Annotated in this window: 23 protein-coding genes; 2 read left to right on the forward strand and 21 right to left on the reverse strand. The window is 35.5% G+C overall.

Features of this window, described 5'->3' with window-relative positions; genetic code table 11:
- Positions 1 to 52: 52 nt before the first annotated feature.
- From FFM65_RS03665 to FFM65_RS03725, 13 genes are all read right to left on the reverse strand, one after another.
- Positions 53 to 331 carry a hypothetical protein gene (locus FFM65_RS03665; RefSeq protein ID WP_119317529.1) on the reverse strand — a complete coding sequence of 93 codons (279 nt, stop codon included), beginning with the start codon at positions 329 to 331 and terminating at the stop codon, positions 53 to 55.
- A gap of 170 nt (positions 332 to 501) precedes the next feature.
- Positions 502 to 1,380 carry an aldose 1-epimerase family protein gene (locus tag FFM65_RS03670; protein ID WP_119317528.1) on the reverse strand — a complete coding sequence of 293 codons (879 nt, stop codon included), beginning with the start codon at positions 1,378 to 1,380 and terminating at the stop codon, positions 502 to 504.
- Positions 1,381 to 1,389: 9 nt separating this feature from the next.
- Positions 1,390 to 2,826 carry an ATP-dependent protease ATPase subunit HslU gene (gene hslU / locus FFM65_RS03675; protein ID WP_119317527.1) on the reverse strand — a complete coding sequence of 479 codons (1,437 nt, stop codon included), beginning with the start codon at positions 2,824 to 2,826 and terminating at the stop codon, positions 1,390 to 1,392.
- Positions 2,827 to 2,842: 16 nt separating this feature from the next.
- Complete coding sequence (gene hslV / locus FFM65_RS03680) at positions 2,843 to 3,367, reverse strand: HslVU peptidase proteolytic subunit (protein ID WP_010019868.1); 525 nt, start codon at positions 3,365 to 3,367, stop codon at positions 2,843 to 2,845.
- A gap of 12 nt (positions 3,368 to 3,379) precedes the next feature.
- Complete coding sequence (xerC, locus tag FFM65_RS03685; protein WP_119317526.1) at positions 3,380 to 4,279, reverse strand: tyrosine recombinase XerC; 900 nt, start codon at positions 4,277 to 4,279, stop codon at positions 3,380 to 3,382.
- Positions 4,280 to 6,367, reverse strand: a complete 2,088-nt coding sequence (gene topA, locus FFM65_RS03690) for a type I DNA topoisomerase (protein WP_119317525.1) — start codon at positions 6,365 to 6,367, stop codon at positions 4,280 to 4,282.
- 106 nt (positions 6,368 to 6,473) lie between these two features.
- Positions 6,474 to 7,289 (reverse strand): DNA-processing protein DprA, encoded by an 816-nt coding sequence (dprA, locus tag FFM65_RS03695; protein ID WP_119317524.1) that lies wholly within the window; start codon positions 7,287 to 7,289, stop codon positions 6,474 to 6,476.
- 49 nt (positions 7,290 to 7,338) lie between these two features.
- Complete coding sequence (rnhB, locus tag FFM65_RS03700; RefSeq protein ID WP_119317523.1) at positions 7,339 to 8,112, reverse strand: ribonuclease HII; 774 nt, start codon at positions 8,110 to 8,112, stop codon at positions 7,339 to 7,341.
- Positions 8,102 to 8,956 (reverse strand): ribosome biogenesis GTPase YlqF, encoded by an 855-nt coding sequence (gene ylqF / locus FFM65_RS03705; protein WP_010019874.1) that lies wholly within the window; start codon positions 8,954 to 8,956, stop codon positions 8,102 to 8,104. Before ylqF ends, rnhB begins: the two co-directional genes overlap by 11 nt.
- 23 nt (positions 8,957 to 8,979) lie before the next feature.
- A complete protein-coding gene (locus FFM65_RS03710; RefSeq protein WP_059073415.1) occupies positions 8,980 to 9,204 on the reverse strand; it encodes a YozE family protein in 225 nt (74 codons plus the stop codon).
- 12 nt (positions 9,205 to 9,216) lie between these two features.
- Complete coding sequence (locus tag FFM65_RS03715) at positions 9,217 to 9,810, reverse strand: YpmS family protein (protein ID WP_245954216.1); 594 nt, start codon at positions 9,808 to 9,810, stop codon at positions 9,217 to 9,219.
- Positions 9,810 to 10,658 carry a DUF459 domain-containing protein gene (locus FFM65_RS03720; protein ID WP_119317521.1) on the reverse strand — a complete coding sequence of 283 codons (849 nt, stop codon included), beginning with the start codon at positions 10,656 to 10,658 and terminating at the stop codon, positions 9,810 to 9,812. Before FFM65_RS03720 ends, FFM65_RS03715 begins: the two co-directional genes overlap by 1 nt.
- A 48-nt stretch (positions 10,659 to 10,706) precedes the next feature.
- Positions 10,707 to 11,549 (reverse strand): DegV family protein, encoded by an 843-nt coding sequence (locus tag FFM65_RS03725; protein ID WP_119317520.1) that lies wholly within the window; start codon positions 11,547 to 11,549, stop codon positions 10,707 to 10,709.
- A 205-nt stretch (positions 11,550 to 11,754) separates the two neighbouring features.
- Here FFM65_RS03725 and trhA point away from each other — a divergent pair, with 205 nt between their 5' ends.
- Complete coding sequence (gene trhA / locus FFM65_RS03730; RefSeq protein ID WP_119317519.1) at positions 11,755 to 12,405, forward strand: PAQR family membrane homeostasis protein TrhA; 651 nt, start codon at positions 11,755 to 11,757, stop codon at positions 12,403 to 12,405.
- Here the strand turns inward: trhA and FFM65_RS03735 are convergent.
- The 6 genes from FFM65_RS03735 to FFM65_RS03755 form a co-directional block, all read right to left on the reverse strand.
- Positions 12,398 to 12,889 (reverse strand): dihydrofolate reductase, encoded by a 492-nt coding sequence (locus FFM65_RS03735; RefSeq protein ID WP_119317518.1) that lies wholly within the window; start codon positions 12,887 to 12,889, stop codon positions 12,398 to 12,400. The genes trhA and FFM65_RS03735 overlap by 8 nt on opposite strands.
- Before the next feature lie 10 nt (positions 12,890 to 12,899).
- On the reverse strand, positions 12,900 to 13,850 hold the full coding sequence (locus FFM65_RS03740; protein ID WP_119317517.1) for a thymidylate synthase: 951 nt from the start codon (positions 13,848 to 13,850) through the stop codon (positions 12,900 to 12,902).
- A 9-nt stretch (positions 13,851 to 13,859) separates the two neighbouring features.
- A complete protein-coding gene (locus FFM65_RS03745; RefSeq protein WP_119317516.1) occupies positions 13,860 to 15,761 on the reverse strand; it encodes an ABC-F family ATP-binding cassette domain-containing protein in 1,902 nt (633 codons plus the stop codon).
- Positions 15,762 to 15,850: 89 nt separating this feature from the next.
- Positions 15,851 to 16,021, reverse strand: coding sequence for a hypothetical protein (locus tag FFM65_RS12085; RefSeq protein WP_162897896.1), 171 nt, complete (start codon positions 16,019 to 16,021; stop codon positions 15,851 to 15,853).
- A gap of 57 nt (positions 16,022 to 16,078) precedes the next feature.
- On the reverse strand, positions 16,079 to 16,543 hold the full coding sequence (locus FFM65_RS03750; protein WP_119317515.1) for a hypothetical protein: 465 nt from the start codon (positions 16,541 to 16,543) through the stop codon (positions 16,079 to 16,081).
- 52 nt (positions 16,544 to 16,595) lie between these two features.
- Positions 16,596 to 17,798: a CCA tRNA nucleotidyltransferase gene (locus FFM65_RS03755; RefSeq protein WP_119317514.1), complete on the reverse strand. Its 1,203-nt coding sequence runs from the start codon at positions 17,796 to 17,798 to the stop codon at positions 16,596 to 16,598.
- Positions 17,799 to 17,956: 158 nt separating this feature from the next.
- Here FFM65_RS03755 and FFM65_RS12235 point away from each other — a divergent pair, with 158 nt between their 5' ends.
- Entirely contained in the window at positions 17,957 to 18,097 is a 141-nt protein-coding gene (locus FFM65_RS12235; protein WP_218022554.1) for a hypothetical protein, read from the forward strand.
- Between the two features lie 58 nt (positions 18,098 to 18,155).
- Here the strand turns inward: FFM65_RS12235 and FFM65_RS03760 are convergent, their stop codons facing one another.
- Positions 18,156 to 18,437, reverse strand: coding sequence for a SemiSWEET family transporter (locus FFM65_RS03760; RefSeq protein ID WP_119317513.1), 282 nt, complete (start codon positions 18,435 to 18,437; stop codon positions 18,156 to 18,158).
- An 8-nt stretch (positions 18,438 to 18,445) separates the two neighbouring features.
- Entirely contained in the window at positions 18,446 to 19,909 is a 1,464-nt protein-coding gene (locus FFM65_RS03765; protein WP_119317512.1) for a glycoside hydrolase family 1 protein, read from the reverse strand.
- Positions 19,910 to 19,917 lie beyond the last annotated feature (8 nt).

The following is a 19,917-nucleotide window of genomic DNA, read 5'->3' on the forward strand; positions in this document are numbered from 1 at the left end:
ATATTAAAAACCTCACTAGGCATATCTTGCCCAATGAGGTTTTTGTTTGTCTTTAAAGTGGACTCCAAAATTTGCCAACTTCAGTTTTATCGACAGAATATTGGGATTCAACTATCTCAAATTGATTTAAAAATTCAACGATATCTTTTTTGAATTCCTCATCTGATAATTTAGTCCCAATATACCAAGTATCATTGTTAACAGTAATCGGTCCCAAATCGTCATTGTATTTGCTTCTCACTTCATCATAAATTTTGTGTGCTGTATTACGATCCTTAAACTCGATCTCCCAAGTTTCTGGAATTACTTCAAATAATGATTTAAATTTCATCTTTTAAGCTCCCCCCTCGTCTTTATTCTCAGTATACCCTTATATGTAATCGCTTACTAAAAATGTCTTTGATCGCCTTTTTTAAACTCCTGAACGAATATCTTTGGATACAAAAACAGAGTCCCATGAATTTAAAAAATCATGAAACTCTGTTTATTTTTAATCAATTATTATTTTACGCTAATTGAGAAATATGCTTCAAATTGTTCCTTAGGAGCTAATTTGTTAATAGCATACTTATTCTTAAAGTTATTATCGCTGTCAGTCTTGTCAGCAAGTCCCCACCATGGTTCGATACACATGAATTTACCATTATCATCAGGATATGTTGACCACATACCGAAGAATTTGGCGTTACCTGTATCAAGTGTCAACTTGTGATCTGACTTGTCACTATAAATAGTAACTTCTGCTGGATCATTTAAACGATAAACAACAGCGTCATCAACGAAGTAATCACGTGTCATATCAAAGTTTTGGTTTTCAACTTTCTTCTCGCCATTTAAGTCGATCAAGTGATTGTCGATTGGAATGTGAGTTCTAGTTTCTGCTGGATCGATTGAAACTTTGTAATCTTCAAACTTCAAGCCCTTGTCAAATGGAACGCAAAAGCCTGGGTGTGCTCCGATTGAGAAGTACATGTCATCAGTTTCTTCCAAGGAATCAACTAAATATGAAATTTGGACAGTATCTTTAACTAGTTGATAAATGATTCTCAACTTGAAGTGATATGGATACTTTTCAAGACTAGCTTCACTAGTAGTCAAGCTCAAAACTAATTTTGAATCTGTTTGTGAATCAAGACTGAATTCTTGATCACGTGCAAATCCGTGTTGAGTCATATTGAATTCTTTACCATCAACGAAATAGTGATCATCCTTTAAACGACCAACGATTGGGAACAATACTGGAGCGTGACGGCCCCAAACGTTCTTGTCTGCTTGCCAGATAAACTCTGAATCTTCGTTATTAGTGATGCTGTTCATTTCAGCACCTAATGAATTAACCTTTAATGTTAAGTAATCGTTCTTCAATTGATAAACTGTCATAATTTCCCCCTAAAGAATATAACGTGAAAGGTCTTGATTTTCGGCAATCTTACCGACTTGTTCACGAACGTATTCACGTGTAATAGTAATATCACCCATTTGCATATCAGGACCTTCATATAGAATATCAGCCAAGATCTTTTCCAAGACAGTAGAAAGACGTCTTGCACCGATGTTCTGATTACTATTATTCAATTCAAAAGCAATTTTTGCAATCTCTTCGACAGATTCTTTAGTAAAAGTTAAATGAATTCCATCAGCTCTTGTAAGCGCTACATATTGTTTTGTCAAAGCATTATCTGGTTTTGTCAAAATTTGAATGAAATCGTCTTCAGTTAAGTCGTTCAATTCAACACGAATTGGAAAACGACCTTGAAGTTCGGCAATCAAATCACTAGGCTTACTTTCGGCAAAAGCACCGGAAGCAATGAACAAAATGTGGTCTGTATCGACTGGACCATACTTAGTATTGATTCTTGAACCTTCAACGATAGGCAAAATATCACGTTGCACACCTTCACGAGAAACTTCACCAGAAGTCTTCTTGTCTCCAGCAGCAATCTTATCGAATTCATCAATGAAGATGATTCCCTTATTTTGAGTTCTTTCGATAGCTTTTTGATAAATTTCATCATGATCAACACGTTTTTGTGATTCTTGTTGAATCAACAATTCACGAGCTTCTTTAACTGGAAGTGTACGAGTAATAGTCTTCTTAGGCACCAAAGAATCCATCATTCCGGACATATCGATACCCATTTGACCCATTTGATCGTCCATTGGACCAACTTTTTTAGACTCTTCAACTTTGATAGTTACTTCTTCATCTTCTAAAAGTCCCTTATCAAGTTGTTCTTTAACAGATAGACGTTGATTTCTAATATCATCAGTTACTTCAGCGTTTTTATCTGGATCTTCATCGATAGTATCTTCATTGTTGCCAAAAATATTGCCTAGACTTTGACTACCATTTTGCATGCTATTGAGCATACTCATGAAATCATTGGGATTTTGCTTTTGTTCTTTTTTAACACCAGGAGCTAATAATTTAACCAATTTCTTATCGACATCACGACGAACTTCTGGTCTAATTTCATCAAATTTTTCTTTTTCGACCATTGAAACTGCCATGCTAACTAAGTCACGAACCATTGATTCAACATCACGACCAACGTAACCTACTTCAGTAAACTTAGTAGCTTCGACTTTAACGAATGGTGCATTGACGATTTTGGCTAAACGGCGGGCAATTTCAGTCTTACCAACACCAGTAGGTCCAATCATCATTAAGTTCTTAGGTGTGATTTCTTGTTGCAATTTCTTTGGTACTTGCATACGGCGATAACGGTTATAAAGTGCAATCGCCACTGCCTTTTTAGCATCTGTTTGTCCAATAATATAATTGTCCAATTTAGCGACAATTTGTTTTGGTGTTAATGTGTCCATTGACTAACTCCTCAATTTAAAATTTATCTGAAATAATATTTTCGTTAGTAAAAATATCGATGCTTGATGCGATCTTAATAGCTTCAACGGCAATTTGTTGTGCATCCATGTCTTTAGCATGACGTTGCATAGCAATTGCGGCTGCTTGAGCAAAATTACCACCAGAACCGATTGCAACAACATCTTCATCAGGTTCGATAACTTCTCCACTACCAGAGATCAATAGCAAGTTATCTTTATCCATAGCAATCAACAAAGCCTCTAATTTTTGCAATGTAGGGTCTTTACGCCAATCCTGTGCCAATTCCACAGCAGCACGTTTTAAATTGCCTGAGTAAGCTTTTAACTTCTTTTCAAGCCAATCTTGTAATGTAATAGCATCAGCCACTCCACCAGCAAAACCAATGATAACTTTATCATCATAAATACGTCTTACCTTGTGAGCAGTTCCCTTCATAATATACTTTTCACCCATTGTAACTTGACCATCACCAGCAATAGCTGTGCGGTCATTGTGTTTAACAGCAACGATTGTAGTCATTTGAAACCCTCTCTATCTTGGGAAATATTTTTTATAATCTTTTTGTAAATGCTCCATAGTCACATGCGTATAAATTTGAGTCGTTGATAGACTAGAATGTCCCAGCAACTCTTGCACAGTTCTTAAATCCGCACCATGCTCTAACATATGCGTTGCAAAAGTATGACGAATCATATGGGGATGAATATCGGAAGTCAAACTAGTTTTCTTAATAATTTGATCCAAAATATACGAGATCCCGCGACTCGTCAAATTGCCACCACGACTATTCACAAAGACAAATTGATGATCCTGATGACCTTTTTCCATCAAGATTTTACGACCAGACTTAAAGTACTTCTCCAATGCCTTCTGAGCAAAACTTCCAAAAGGTACGTAACGATCCTTGTCACCTTTTCCATGGATCAAAACGATTCCATTCGAGAAGTCCAGTTGGTCTAGTAATAGATTAGCACACTCACTAACCCGCATGCCAGTGGCATAGAGCAATTCTAGTAAGGCTGAATTTCTTTGCGAAAGTGGGTCATCCCCGCGGACTGCATCGAATAATTGTTGCATTTCTTTTTCATAAAAAAATCGGGGCAGCTTTCTTCCCTTATGACGTAGTTGAACTAAATCAAATGGATTAGTCTGGACGAATTCATTGCGAACCAAAAAATTATAAAACGAACGTAAAGCTGAAATTCTTCGTGCTACTGTCTCGTCAGCATAATTTTTCTCATCCATATACGTCAAAAATGTTTCCACATCAATTCGATTAACCTTGGTGAATCCTTTAAAACCACCATTTTGGTCTAAAAAAGAAACAAAATTATCTATATCTTCTAAATAAGATTTTTTTGTTTCTTCCGAGTAGTGATGGTTAACCATTAAATTATCAACAAATTTATCGATTAACTCTTTTTCTATCATTTATTTTTGAATATCCTCTTCATAATCTCCATTTGGACAGATTACTTGACGACCACCCTTAACTTTCTTTTCAACTAAATAATGACCATCTTTTGGACAATCACGATTAATTGGCTTGTCCCATGAAACGAAGTCACAGTCAGGGTATCTTGAACAACCGTAGAAAATACGATTCTTCTTAGATTTACGTTCAATAACTTGTCCCTTCTTACACTTAGGACAAATCACGCCGATCTCTTTAACGATTGGTTTTGTATTACGACAAGCTGGGAAACGAGAACAAGCATAAAACTTACCATAACGTCCCATCTTGATAACCATTGGTGCACCACAGATATCACAATCCATACCCGCTGGCTCATCTTTGATTTGTACTTTTTCAATCTTATCTTCAGCCGACTCTAATTCTTTAGCAAAAGGCTTGTAATAGCGGTCAACAACTTTGACCCAATCTTCCTTGCCTTCTTCAATATGATCCAGTTCGTCTTCTAAGTTAGCTGTGAAGTCGATATTAACGATATCGGGGAAGTAAGCTTGAATCAAGTTATCGACGATCTCGCCTAATTCAGTTGGTTCAAAACTCTTTCCATTCAATTTAACGTAATAACGACGTTGAATCGTATCGATTGTTGGTGCATACGTTGATGGACGACCAACACCATTTTCTTCTAGAGCTTTAACTAAGGAAGCTTCAGTAAATCTTGCAGGTGGTTGTGTAAAGTGTTGAGCAGGGTCATTTGATTGAAGTTTAGCAGTGTCGCCTTCTTTTAGATCAGGTAAGATATTGTCCTTACGAGCCTTGTCAGCAGCACTTTGGTAAACCTTGCGGTAACCTTCAAACTTGATCTTTGAACCATTAGCCCTAAACATAACGCCATTTTGTGATAAATCAACTGTCATCGTATCAAAAACAGCTGGTGTCATTTGACTAGCAACAAATCTTGACCAGATCAAACTGTATAAGCGGAATTGGTCACGACTCAAAATATCTTTTAGGGAAGCAGGTGTTCTAAAGACTGATGATGGACGAATAGCTTCGTGGGCATCTTGAGCACCTTCTTGATTTTTATCTTTACGTTCTTTAATGATTGCAAAGGGTTCGCCATATTCTTCATGAATGAATTTTGAAGCTTCTGCTTCAGCGACTTTAGAGATACGTTTGGAATCAGTACGCATGTAAGTAATTAAACCAACTGTACCTTCCTTACGTCCCAAATTGATTCCTTCATACAATTGTTGAGCAATCATCATGGTTTTTCTTGTCTTGAAATTCAAACGCTTATTAGCTTCTTGTTGCAAAGAACTAGTTGTAAATGGTGCAGCAGGCATACGTTTGCGCTCTTTTTTAGTAACTTTGTCGATTGAGAAATCCTTTTTCTTATCAACACGACCAAGCACATTTTTAACTTCATCATTGTTCTTTAACTCAGCCTTTTTACCGTCAAGCCCATAAAAGTTAGCTTTGAATTTATCTTTATCATGCTTAAAAATCGATTCGATCGTCCAGTATTCTTGAGGAACGAATTTCTTAATTTCATTCTCACGCTCAATCACTAATTTCAAAGCGATTGACTGTACACGTCCGGCACTAAGACCTTTTTTAACTTTTGCCCAAAGAATTGGGGAAATTGAATAACCAACCAAACGGTCTAAAACTCGACGAGCCTGTTGAGCATCAACTAAGTTCATATCAATCGAACGTGGAGTTTTAAATGCTTGTTTAACAGTATCCTTGGTAATTTCATTGAAAACAACCCGGTTCTTGTCATCGTCATCTAAACCTAATAAATGTGAAACGTGCCAAGCAATAGCTTCTCCTTCACGATCCGGATCGGCTGCCAGATAAACTCGTTTGGCTTTTTTGGCCTCTTTCTTTAAATCTTTAATTACAGGACCTTTACCACGAATAGAAATATATTTTGGTTGATAGTCATGGTCGATATCAACACCCATTTGACTCTTAGGTAAATCTCTAACATGTCCTAAACTAGCAACAACGTGATAATTACGTCCCAAGTACTTTTCAATTGTTTTTGCTTTTGATGGTGATTCAACGATCACCAAATTCTTCTGCTTTGTTGATGGCACGTAAAGTGCTCCTTTCCAATGGATCAAGTTAAAACTGACAATATATTAATCACAGATTTTTAATTTGTCAATTTAAAAGATGAAATAATTTTGAATAAACGCTTTTTTATAAACTATCAAAATCAATCAACGGAGTAGCTCCTTGTTCAATCAAACTATTACAGCCGCGCGATAATTCACTATCAACTCGACCTGGCAAAGCCAAAACTTCGCGACCATTTTCTAAAGCTAAATCAACAGTAATCATTGATCCACTCTTCAATTTAGCTTCCGTCACAATAATTTTTTGACTTAAACCTGCAATAATGCGATTCCGTTGGGGAAAATGCCACGGTTCTATTGAATCGCCAATTGGATATTCAGTGATCAATAATCCGTTTTTAGCAATTGCTCTTTGCAAATGGCGATTCTTCGTTGGAAACGCTTGATTCAAACTGCTTCCAAGTACGGCAATAGTTTTACCATACACTAAAGCTTCTTCATTTGCCATTGAATCCGCCCCATTTGCTAAACCGCTCACAATAGTATAACGATTTACTAAACGTGGAACAAGAGTACTAATGCAACGAAAACTGTAATTTGTCGCTTCTCTTGAGCCAATAATTGCCACGCATTCCGTTTTAAGTAAAGCAATATTTCCTTCAAAAAACAAGAGTGCTGGTGGATTATAAATTGTACGTAAGTTTTGCGGATATTCATCATCTAAATAATTGATTGCCTTAACATTCATGCAATCTTGACCCTCTAATAATAGTAGAAACTGGTTTAATTTGTCCAACCCCCACTCTTTTTCTAGCATTATACGGGTTTGTAATTCAAGATTATCACTTTTCAATGATATTTTTATAATTTTTAAGAGAATTTGATTGGAAACCATCCCTGTCTTGCGACATTTCACTAAAAATTCCGTCAATTTAGTCATAATAAAAACACCACTCCTTTTAATCAAAATTACGAAGTGATGTCATATTTTAATACAATTTATTGATTTTTCTTACTGGTGAAAAACTCAAACGATGAATTTTTGTCCGGCCAAATTTATCCAATGCTTGCAAATGTTGCTTAGTTCCATAACCGTCGTTGTTCTCAAAACCAAATTCAGGATACAAATGACTATACATCGTCATCAATCGATCTCGACTAACTTTGGCAACGATACTAGCCGCACCAATACTCAATGACTTAGCATCCCCCTTAATCAATTTAGTCTGAGGAATGTCAACTGGTATAGTCATTGCATCAACCAAAATATGATCTGGCTTAGCATACAAACGTTTAATTGATTGTGCCATGGTCAATTCAGTTGCATGATAAATATTCTCCTGATCAATCAACTGCGGTGACCCTACAGCCACACTGATATCAATCGCCTGGTCACAAATTTGCTTGTACAATTCATCCCGCTTTGAAATCGATAATTTTTTGGAATCATCAACCTCATACAAAGTATTGTCTGCGGGCAAAATTACCGCTGCAGTCACAACTGGTCCAGCTAATGGTCCACGTCCAACTTCATCGACACCAGCGACTAATAAATCGTGATCCCAATAAGGCTTTTCCAAAAATTCTTTCGTACGAAATTTTTCAATCAAAGCCTTTTTTTGTTCAATTCTTTTATAATATTGCTCTAATAACTTTTTAACGCCTAAACGAGAATCCAGTTGCAATTCCTGCAAGAGTTCATCTGAAACAGTTTCTTGAGTCAGTAATTCTTTTACTGCTTTAACGGTGTACTTATTCTTCATAAAACTCCCCAGGAATATCGAAAGTCAAACGACCTAACTTCAATTTGCGAACATCATCGATAATTCTTCTAGATGCACGATCATAATCTTCTTTGTATCCAAATTTTTTAGTTAAATTCATCAATAATTCTGGCGTCGTATGGTTGAAAATGTCAGCATTAGTCAATCCATAGCTTTCCTGTAATTGGTCCATATAATGCGTTTCCATGAAATTCAAGGCATAGATAGCCACATCATCGGGAGCGTAGATTTTATCCTTGATAGCGCCTGAGAGAGCCAATTTCATCCCTACTTTTGGATCATCGATCTTAGGCCAAAGAATTCCCGGCGTATCCAACAAATCGATACCAATATTTGTCTTCAACCAATTCTGATTTTTAGTAACGCCAGGTTTGTTACCTGTCACAGCCACATTTTTACCGACTAAGCGATTTAAAATCGTTGACTTACCAACATTAGGAATTCCAATGCACATCGCTTTGATACGATAATTTTGGACCCCATTATTTTCATAGCGTTGAATCTTTTCAGACAATTCTGAGCGAATCATTGATTTAATCTTGTTCATGCCTTTAGTGTGCTTGGCATCGATTTCAATAGAATTAGTGCCTTCTTGTTCAAAGTTCAATTTCCAATCAGCTGTGATTTTAGGGTCAGCTAAGTCGGACTTGTTTAAAATAATTATGTGTTTCTTTTGATCAATGATTTGTTCCAAAACTGGATTTCTGGACGAGAAAGGCAATCTTGCATCAACGATTTCAAGTACGATATCGACTAATTTGAGTCGATCTTGTACTTGATTTTTCGCCTTGTTCATATGTCCTGGATACCACTGTAATGCCATTACCATCACCCTTTTTCTGTCATTTATTTCTTATCTATTTCTTGATACTTTTGGTAAGCTTCATCAAAAATCGTCATACTTGGCAAATAGCCTGCATTCAACTCCAAATATTCAGAAAGCTTTTGATAATTTTCTTCATGTTTTGGAAAGGAAGAGTCACGAAAAGCATTATTCGCAAATTCTGCTTCTGGTTCAACACTTTCCGAATTGCGAAGAGTCATTAAAAACTCATAAAAACTGCGTCTCATTTTTACTCCTTCCTATTGATTATCAGTAATTTTAGTATTCATTACTTCAAAGGACAACTTATTATTTTTTAGATCAATGTTCTTAGCACGAATTCCATAACCTTCTTTGGTTGTAAACTTAGTAAATTTCAACAAAATAGTCTTGTCTTTACCGTCGATACTGACCCAATTAGGTGTTTTAAAGCTATTCTTAATATAATTCATTACGAATGAAATTGGTAATGATAAATCACCGATTTTCATTTTTTTTGCTTTAAGCAAGACATCACCATTAGTCTTGGCATATGGTTGCATTAAAATTGTGAAATTGATCGTAGCGCCTAGAAATTTAACATCACCCGTCAATTCAGCGTCTTTTTTCAAAATCAATTGATAATCTGTTTTACCATCGTTCAAGGTATTCTTCAAATAGTATTGCGCCATTTTATTAGCTTCTTGTTTAGTCATATTGACTGTGAAGACTTTAGCATCTTGATCAACGATCTTTGAAGATACTTGATAGTTGTCTCTTGGCGAACTAAAGACCTTAGTACCGATAAATCCTAATCCAACAACGATAATTGCTACTAAAGCGATAAATGCATATTTCCAATAATTTTTCTTCATTACTTGTAAAGCCACTCCTTCTTAGTCCCATTTACTTGCTCAAAGATTTTTTCTGTCATCATATCATAACCGGTTCCATTGGGATGGAAGTGGTCTTTCTTGTAAAGATATGGATTGACACCCGTTTTTTGAACTTTTTTCTTAATATTCTTAGGTTGATACAAATTATTGATATCTACAAAATGGGTATCATTAAAATTACTTGCTACCTTAGCGGAAGCTTTGTTCCAATTGATAAAAGCTGTTTTGGCATTTTTGACATTCGACAAATAAATGCTAAAAGGATTGTAAATTCCAATTAAATAAATTGGAGCTGTTTTATTGTAACTCCGTAAATCAGTCAATAATTTAGTTAAACGTTTGTCAAATTGGACTTGTTCATCAGCAATGTCTCCAGCCGTCAAATCTAAGCCTTTTCTTTGCAATAAATGCATAAAATCATTACCACCAACAGTTACCGTAATAATATCAGCCTTAGGTAAGTCTTGATGCATTTTTTGATCGTTCTTGATTCGAGTCATGATTTGACTACTAGTATCACCAGAAACCCCATAATTATGAGATTGAGTTTTGACATTATACTTATTCTGAACTTTTTTAGTCAAACGAGTAACGTAGCCACCACCAACTGACTTAGAGTCTCCCACTCCTTGCGTCAATGAATCTCCGACAGCTACAATATCAATACTTTTCTTTTTAGGAATAACTTTAATTTTAGGTTTAGTTTCTTTAGTGGTTTTTGTTTCGACAATTTGCTGTTTATTGTTATGAACAAAATAGTAAGTTCCACCACTAACAGCAATCAACAAAATAATTATTACAATAATCCAAATACTTTTTTTCTTCATTTATATATAATCCATCTTTCAAAAAAAAGCTGATGCATTCATCAGCTTTTACTCTGTATAAAATTCAATTGCGAAAGCACCTGATCCAGCATGAGTTGCAATTACTGGACTAGTAACACGAATCAATAACGGCACATTCGGTACGATCTCGGCAAGTTTTTCTTTTAATTCATTGACATAATCCATTTTATCAACGTAGGAAATTCCGATAGCCTTAATATTCTTCAAGCCTTTGATTTCTTCTATAACGTTGTCCATATATTTTTCAATTGTCTTTCGACCACGACCACGTTTAGCGATGCTTAAAGTATTATTCTTAACTATTAAAACTAGATTGATATTCAAGATTGTCGATAAAGTTCCGGCAAAACGACTCAATCTACCACCACGCAAAATGTTTTCGATACTAGTTACACCCATGTACAAATAGGTATGCTCACGTACTTCATCCAAAGCCGTCTTGATCTCAGCGACCGACTTACCCTCTTGAGCCAATTGTGCTGCCTTGATAACTTGAAATCCTTGAGCACGGTCAGTAAATTCTGTATCGATCACTTCTACGTTTCGATCAGTCATGTCAGCTACTTGTCTAGCTGCATTGATTGTACCACTGATTGAAGGTGTCATCATCAATAGCAAGATATCCGTATAGTCTGCTGGTACTTTATCGATTACTTCCATGAAGGTACCAATTGAAGGCTGTGATGTTTTAGGTAAATCCTTTGAGGAATCCATTTCTTCAACAAATTTCTCACGAGTAATATTTACACCATCTACGTATGTCTTTTCGTCAATACTGATCGTTAAAGGGACAATACTGATATCATATTTCTCAATTTCTTCTGGAGTTAATTGTACCGATGAATCGGCAATAATTTTTACTTTGCTCATTTTATCCCTCTTTCATAGGGTCTTAGTTCCTAATTAATTTAATTATACCAAACTTATTCTTGGTAAATTATCAATATCATGTATTTTAATTAATATTTATATACAAAACAATGACTGTTTTTAATTATACTAAAGATTGTCGTTGTCTGAAAAGTCCTTAGACGTATATAATGTTTACGTAAACCAAATAATTGAGGTCTTCAAAATGTCAAAAAAACCTAACTTTACTCGAACTTATTTGATAACTGATCAAGTATTCAGTGCTGTTACGCACGGTATCGGAATTATTTTAGCAATAATTGGATCAGTTTTCTTATTGATAAAAGGATTCCACCAAGGAAATCCTCTCAACATCACTGCCTATTTTATTTACGCATTCACTTTATTTTTTTTGTATCTCAGTTCAACTTTATTCCACAGTCTTTATTTCACAAAAGCCAAAGGCGTTTTCCAAATTTTTGACCATAGTTCAATCTTTTTAATGATTGCTGGAACTTACACGCCATATTGCTTAATCGCCTTGCATTCAGCTTTTGGCTATGGAATTTTAGCCTTCATTTGGCTATTAGCTATCGGTGGCATCCTCTACAAAATTTTCAATGTAGGTAAATTCAAATATTTTGAAACTTTGCTTTACGTCTTAATGGGTTGGGCCATTATCATCGCTATGAAACCACTCTATCAAGCCATTGGTACGACTGGTATCTGGCTCTTGGTAGCCGGCGGCGTAGCTTTTACATTAGGGGCTTGCTTATACTTAATGAAAAATCTCAAATATATTCACGTCATTTGGCACATTTTCGTCATGATTGGAACTGCATTGATGTACTTTTCAGTTTACTTCTTTGTTAATTAATTCTTTGATAAGTCTCGAAGGTATATGGATAAATATTATTTTTGTCCATGATACCTTCTTTTTTTTCGATCAATTTAAATTGACTATAATCTAAATCAACCATTTTCGTATCTCCGGCAAATTCATGATCGATACATGTCAAATATAAGCGGTCCACAATATCTTCAAACAATTTAAAAATTCCGGCGCCACCAATGACCATAACTTCATCATCTGGTTTAACAATATCTTTTAATTGTTCTCTATTAGAAATCAAAATTACGCCCTTTGGCACTTGATAGTCAGAATTTCGAGAAATAACGATATTTAATCTCTTTGGTAAAGGGCCATTAGGAAAACTCTCAAAGGTCTTACGTCCCATGACGATAGGATGATTGGTCGTAACATCTTTAAAACGTTTCATGTCGTTGGGTAGTTTCCATGGTAAATGTCCATTAACACCAATCACGTGATTCTTATCTTCAGCCCAAACAAAACTGATCATTTTCTCACTCCTAAACAGCAACCGGAGCTTTAATAGCTGGTTGCGGATTATAATTATCGACGCGAATATCTTTGACGTCTAAATCAAAAATACTTTTATCACTATTGATTTCAAGACTTGGTCCAGCAACCGGTTTACGGCTCAATTGCTCTTTTACTTGTTCAAGGTGATTAGAATAAATGTGAGCATCGCCCAAGGTATGAACGAATTCGCCAACCTCCAAACCAGTTTCTCGAGCTATTAGATGTGTCAATAAAGCATAGCTAGCAATATTAAAAGGCACACCCAAGAATAGATCACCACTGCGTTGATACAGCTGACAAGACAGTTTCCCATCGTTGACATAAAATTGAAACAACGTGTGACATGGTGGTAAAGCCATCGTTGGCACATCCTCAGGATTCCAAGCACTGACAATCAATCGTCTTGAGTCGGGCGTCTTTTTTATTTGATCGATGACATTAGCGATTTGGTCGATAAAGCCACCATCACGTTTTTGCCAATGACGCCATTGTGCACCATAGACATCCCCGAGATTACCAAATTTTTGAGCAAACGCATCGTCTGTTAAAATATTTTGATCAAATTTCTTTTTCTCGACCTGATATTTTTGGTTGAAATCTTCATCAACTAAATGACGACGACCAAAATCAGTCATATCTGGTCCCTTATAATCAGAACTCTCGATATAATTTTTAAAAGCCCACTCATCCCAAATGTGATTCTTGTGTTCCAACAAATATTTAATATTAGTATCGCCATGCAAGAACCACAACAATTCACTTTTAATTAAACCAAAAGGAATTTTCTTTGTCGTCAACAGTGGAAATGATTCTTGTAAATCAAATCGCATTTGATAGCCAAAAGTACTGATAGTACCGGTTCCTGTTCGATCACTCTTCTTGTGCCCATGGTCTAAGACGTATTGCAAAAGATCTAAATATTGTTGCTCGTTATGCATAGTTTCCTCCTAAATGTATTGTCCCAAGTATTCCCAACGATCCATCAATTTGTCAGATTCGGCAGTCTTTTCATCCAATTGTCTTTGAAAGTCCATCAAATCTTCATAACCGTTTTTGGGATTATTTAATTGTTCTTTTAATTTAGCCATTTCATCATCGAGTTTTTCGATTTTTGGCTCCAATTTATCGAATTCCATTTGTTCAGCGTAAGTTAACTTAGTCTTTTCTGCCGGTTTACTCTGAGCTTCTTTTTCTTTTGCTTCATCATGTTTTTGAACCTTTACTTCATGATGTTGAGCTTGCTTTTTCTCAGTTTCTTTTCGTAGATAGCCCGAGTAAGAATCATAGCTTTCTTCAATCTCGCCTTGACCTTCAAAAATCAACAATTTATGGGCAACTTTATCCAAGAAATAACGATCATGGGAAACTGCCATAACTGTTCCTTTAAAGTTTTCCAAATAATTTTCAAGAATCGTCAAAGTTTCGATATCCAAGTTATTTGTTGGTTCATCCAGCAACAAAACGTTAGGTTGATCCATCAAAATAGCCAACAAATACAGACGACGTTTTTCGCCACCGGACAACTCTCGGATGAAAGCTCCTTGCATTTGGTGATCAAATTTAAATGTATCTAGCATTTGTGATGCTGACATGTGTGTACCTTCAGTATTCTTGGCTCCTTGACCAATAGACTCTAGGTATCTAATAACACGTTTATCTGGGTCCATATCACGTGTATGCTGCGTATAATAACCGAGACGAACCGTTTGACCAGTCTTGATTTCACCGGAATCGAGAGGGATTTGTTGAGCAATTGTATTTAAGAAAGTCGTCTTACCAGAACCATTAGCACCAGTAATTCCAATACGATCGCCTTTAGTTACCAAATAACTGAAGTTGTTTAAAATCACATGTTTAGAGAATTTCAAACTAGCATCCTTGATATCAAAAACATCATTACCAAGACGTTGTTGGGCAATATCGATCGACATTTCTTTTTGAACATCAGGCTTGTTTTGTAGATCTTCTTTCAAGTCGTTGAAACGATCTTTTCTAGCTTGTTGTTTAGTTCCACGAGCCTTAACACCAGCACGCATCCAATTCAATTCTTGCTTGTATAATTGAGTCTTATGGTGTTGTTCAGAAGCGTAGATTTCTTCATTAGCCGCTTTTTGTTGTAAATACTTCTCGTAGTTACCATCATATTCAGTTACATTGCGGTTTTCCAACTCAAAAATTCTTGTCGCTACTTCATTCAAGAAATAACGATCATGGGTCACGAATAAAACTGAGCCTTTGTATTTGCTCAAATAAGTTTGAAGCCAGTCGATAGCTTCATAATCCAAATGGTTTGTTGGCTCATCTAAAATCAATAAGTCAGCTTCGGAAATCAAGGTTTGAGCTAAAGCAACACGTCTTTGTTGACCACCAGATAACTCTTTGATTTTCTTGTCTAATTCAGTGATTCCTAATTTATTCAAAATCGACTTAACATCTGATTCCATTTGCCAAGCTTCGGCCGCATTCATTTTTTCCTGTAACTTGAAAAATTCATTTTGAACCTTCTGGTCAGTCGAATCAGCGTTGAATTTTGCCAGAGAATTCTCATATTGACGAATCAATTGGAATTTTTCGCCACTTCCATTGAAGACAGCATCGATGACTGATGAATTTGCATCTAGATCCGGTTGCTGCTTGAGATGAGAAATCTTGTAGTCCTTAGGTTTTTCGATTTCAATCGTATTCAGATCAGAATTGTTGACGATTCCATCTAATAAAGTCGTCTTACCAGTTCCATTAAGTCCCAAAAGACCGATTCGATCTCCTTCATTGATTGTAAAAGTAACATTGGTAAAAAGTGTTCTTTCACCAAATGATTTTGATGCATTCGTTATGTTTAAGGTTTTCAATTATTTCACCACTATAAATAAAAAATTCCTCTACCGATGTAGATAGAGGTATTATTGCTGTTCTGTTTTATTTTATCACATGTCAGAAGTTAATATTCCTGCAATTGGTTGATGGAATAATACATCTGTTCTTGCCCGCCAAATCGAACCAGAATTTTTGCTCTTTTTTCATCAAAATAAACAACGGCTCCAATTTGATCATTCATGGCATCCTTTTTATCAACGACAGTTACCATACTGCCAATTTTTAAATTTCCCATTATTTTCCTCCAATTAAAAAGCGAGACTTAGTTTTTGAACTAAGGCCTCGCATTTTTTTAAAGATCTTCTTTATAAATGTCGTAAACAGTATTTTCTGGGTCGATAGCAATATAAAGATTACCAGTTTTACTTGAAATAGCTGAAGATTGATAAGCGTTATCCAATCCTTCAACATCCTTTTGCTTGAATGGGAAGTAAATTTGCATTGGTTCTTTATCTTGGTCATCCTCAAAGACAATATCACATTTTTCAATGTCTTGATACTTAATAATACGATTGAACATCCCATCAGCCATAGCAGCAGTAGAAACATCTGTATCCTTAATATAATCAGCTTCTGGTAAGATTTCGATTCTAAAACGTTTGCATGGATGAATCTCTTGCATACGTCCTCCCTTGATACGTCCATAACTAGTTGTTACACGCGCAATCCAAACATCACTCATTTCACTGTGACTAACAGTCCAAGTATCATCATTTCTAAAGTAAAACTTAAGTTCTTTAAAAACATGTTTAGTCATATTATCACCCTTTCAATTCTAAAATACTTACTAAATTCATAATAACACAGCATTATTGATTACTTAACAAATAATGTCTCAAATCGTCAAAATTATTGGAAACGTTTCCTTCCACGACAGCACGCTCCATTTGCGACATCGACTTACCGATGATTGGACCTGGTTTTACGTCTAATATTTCACAAACATCTTTACCTGTTAGCTGTAAATCATGACTACTTTTAATAGAGATTTGATCTACTTTTTGCTTTAAATCTGTATAATCAAATTCAATTTGGAACATCTTCGACAACTCGATTGTACGATCCAAATTATCGATTCCTAGTTTATAAATATTCCAGAGATCAAAATCCTGACTTTCAAAAAGATGTAACAGATTCAAAGTATTCAAGCTAGTTTCACGGGTTTTATTGGAAACTTTCCAATCACGCAAAAAGGCATTGAATTCTTGATGATTCAAGCTTAAAACATAGCCGATAGCACTGAAAGCGGCTTCCTCATCAACAAATTTAGTATCTTTGACTTCCAACAATTCCGCTAATTCTAGTTTTTGATCCTTGTATCCTGGACAATATTCACTTAGTCCCAACTTAATAAAATCAGCCAGACCAGTTTGCCAATTTTGGCTCAACATCATTTTGACAAATTCTTCACGGATACGTTCAATCGCAATTTTGGCTAATAATGGAGCATTATCAGCAATCGCTTGAGCAGTTTTTTCTTCAATTTTGAAATTCAACTGTGCTTGGAATCTGACTGCTCGCATCATTCTCAAGGCATCTTCGTGAAATCTTTCCTCAGCATGACCAACGGCACGAATGATTTTCTTATCTAAATCTTTTAAGCCATCAAACTTATCGATCACCTGACCGTTTTTATCAACTGCCAAAGCATTGATCGTAAAATCACGTCTCTTTAAGTCATCAGCTAATGAACGGACAAAAGTTACCTTGTCAGGACGACGATAATCCTGATAGCCCGATTCAGTTCTAAAGGTAGTGATCTCATATGAATCATCCCCCATTAAAACTGTCACTGTTCCATGTTGAATTCCAGTATCGACTGTGCGCTTAAAAATCTCTTTGATTTCCTCAGGGTAAGCACTTGTAGCAATATCAACGTCGTGAATCGCTAGTCCTAAAATATGATCACGGACACTACCTCCTACAAAATAAGCTTCAAATCCGGCTTGTTCTATTTTTTCTAAAACTGGTAATGCTGCTTGAAAATCTGCAGGAAGTTGTTTGATTTGCATATATTTACCTCACGTATAATAAAAGTCTTTAATTATTATATACCATTAAGCCGACTTGCCAAATAAACCCCTTTATCTGCGATATAATGAAGTTGATAAGGAAGTGAAAGACTGCCAGAGAACAGTTCTAAAAACACTCCTTCTGGCATTCGTAGAAAATGGTAAATATTATACTTTTGATCTCATTAATTGGACTATGGGTAGGAATTATCGGCAGTATCAACTGGTTGACCTTTTCCGCACTTTTATTAAATTCCGTTGTCTTCATTATTAGTATGGTGGCTGGAAGAGATAAATAAAAACCTTATTGGAATGTGTAATATAAAAACACATTTTAATAAGGTTTATTTTGTATATTTATAAAGATGTAAAGAAAGTAATTAATCCTAAAACAATTCCTGGCAAATTAGCAATTACTACCGGCCAATCATGTTTCTTTTTTAAAAGTCCATAAGAAACCCATAAAGAACTATTAAGAGCTGCACATAAGGGTTGAATAGGATTTCCTTGTGACCCACTAAGGTTATCTATAATTTGTGGTATATAAGAAACATACATCAGAATAGAAAAAATTGTAGCCAATCTACTAACATAAAAAAGTCCATCTTTTTTCTTTACAACTATTTTTGTTTGTTCCATAATTTACCTCAATAGTTTAAGCCATCTGTAGATAAGTTGGCCCCATTAGTTTTGATAACTCGCTGGTACCACATAAACGACTCTTTCTTGAATCGTTGTAAACTACCTGTTCCATCATCATTTAAATCTACATAAATAAAACCATAACGTTTGGACATTTCACCCGTTGAAGCACTGACTAAATCAATGCAGCCCCAAGGTGTGTACCCCATTACCGAAACCCCATCATCAATAGCTTCTGATATGGCTTGAATATGCAAGCGTAAATAATCGATGCGATATTCATCATAAACTTTATTTTCTTTTGTCAATTCATCCTTAGCACCTAAACCATTTTCAACTACAAAAATTGGTTTTTGATAACGATCATATAATTTATCTAAGGCAATCCTCAAACCAGTTGGATCAATTTGCCAATCCCATTCACTGGCTTTCAAATATGGATTTCTAACTCCTCCAATCAAGTTTCCAGCGGTTGTATCATGGGAAGTTTGAGTAACTTCTATAACAGTCGACATATAGTAGCTTATTGAAATAAAATCAACTGGATACTTCTTCAATTCCCTCAAATCTCGATCGGTAATTTCTAAGTCTTTCACACCATATTTTTTAAAGAGCCTGTTTGTATATGCTGGATATTCACCACGTACTTGAACGTCACCACAAAAATAATTAAACTCTTGTTCATTTTGCAAATTAGCCAATTGATTTCTAGGATCTGCATTATATGCATATGAAGTAGCATATAACAACATACAACCAACTTGAATATTCTTATTAAAATCATGTGCAATTTTAACTGCCCTAGAACTAGCAACAAATTGATTGTGCCAAGCTTGAAACACATTTTGCTTATTTAAACTACCAGTTTTGGGTATCATTCCTTGACCCATCACTGGATGCTGTCCAGCAGAATTAATTTCATTAAAAGTCAGAAAGTACTTAACTCTCTTTCCAAAATGCTCAATAATTACTCGAACATATTTTTCAAAAAAATCGATTAACTTGCGGTTTTTCCAACCACCATATTCTTTGGCTAAAAATAAGGGCAACTCATAATGTGACAAGGTAATCACTGGTTCAATCCCATATTTTAAGCATTCATCAATGACTTTAGAATAAAACTTTAATCCAGCTTTATTAGGACATGCTTCATCCCCTCGAGGAAAAATTCGGCTCCAAGCAATAGAAAAACGATAAGTTTTAAAACCCATTTCTGAAAATAATTTAATGTCTGATTGATAACGGTGATAAAAATCAATTCCTAAATGATTAGGATAATGGTATTTTCCATTATCAATGCTCCAATCAAAATCATCAGATTCTACAATTTTGAAGCGGCTTTTACCTCCAGGTAAAGTATCGGCAATAGACATCCCTCTACCATCAAGGTCATATCCACCTTCAACCTGATTGGCAGCGGTTGCACCACCCCACAAAAAATTCTTTGGAAAATTAGTCTTATTTACCATTCGATATC

This window comes from Companilactobacillus formosensis, assembly GCF_005405305.1.
In the GTDB taxonomy this organism is placed as follows: Bacteria; Bacillota; Bacilli; order Lactobacillales; family Lactobacillaceae; genus Companilactobacillus; species Companilactobacillus formosensis.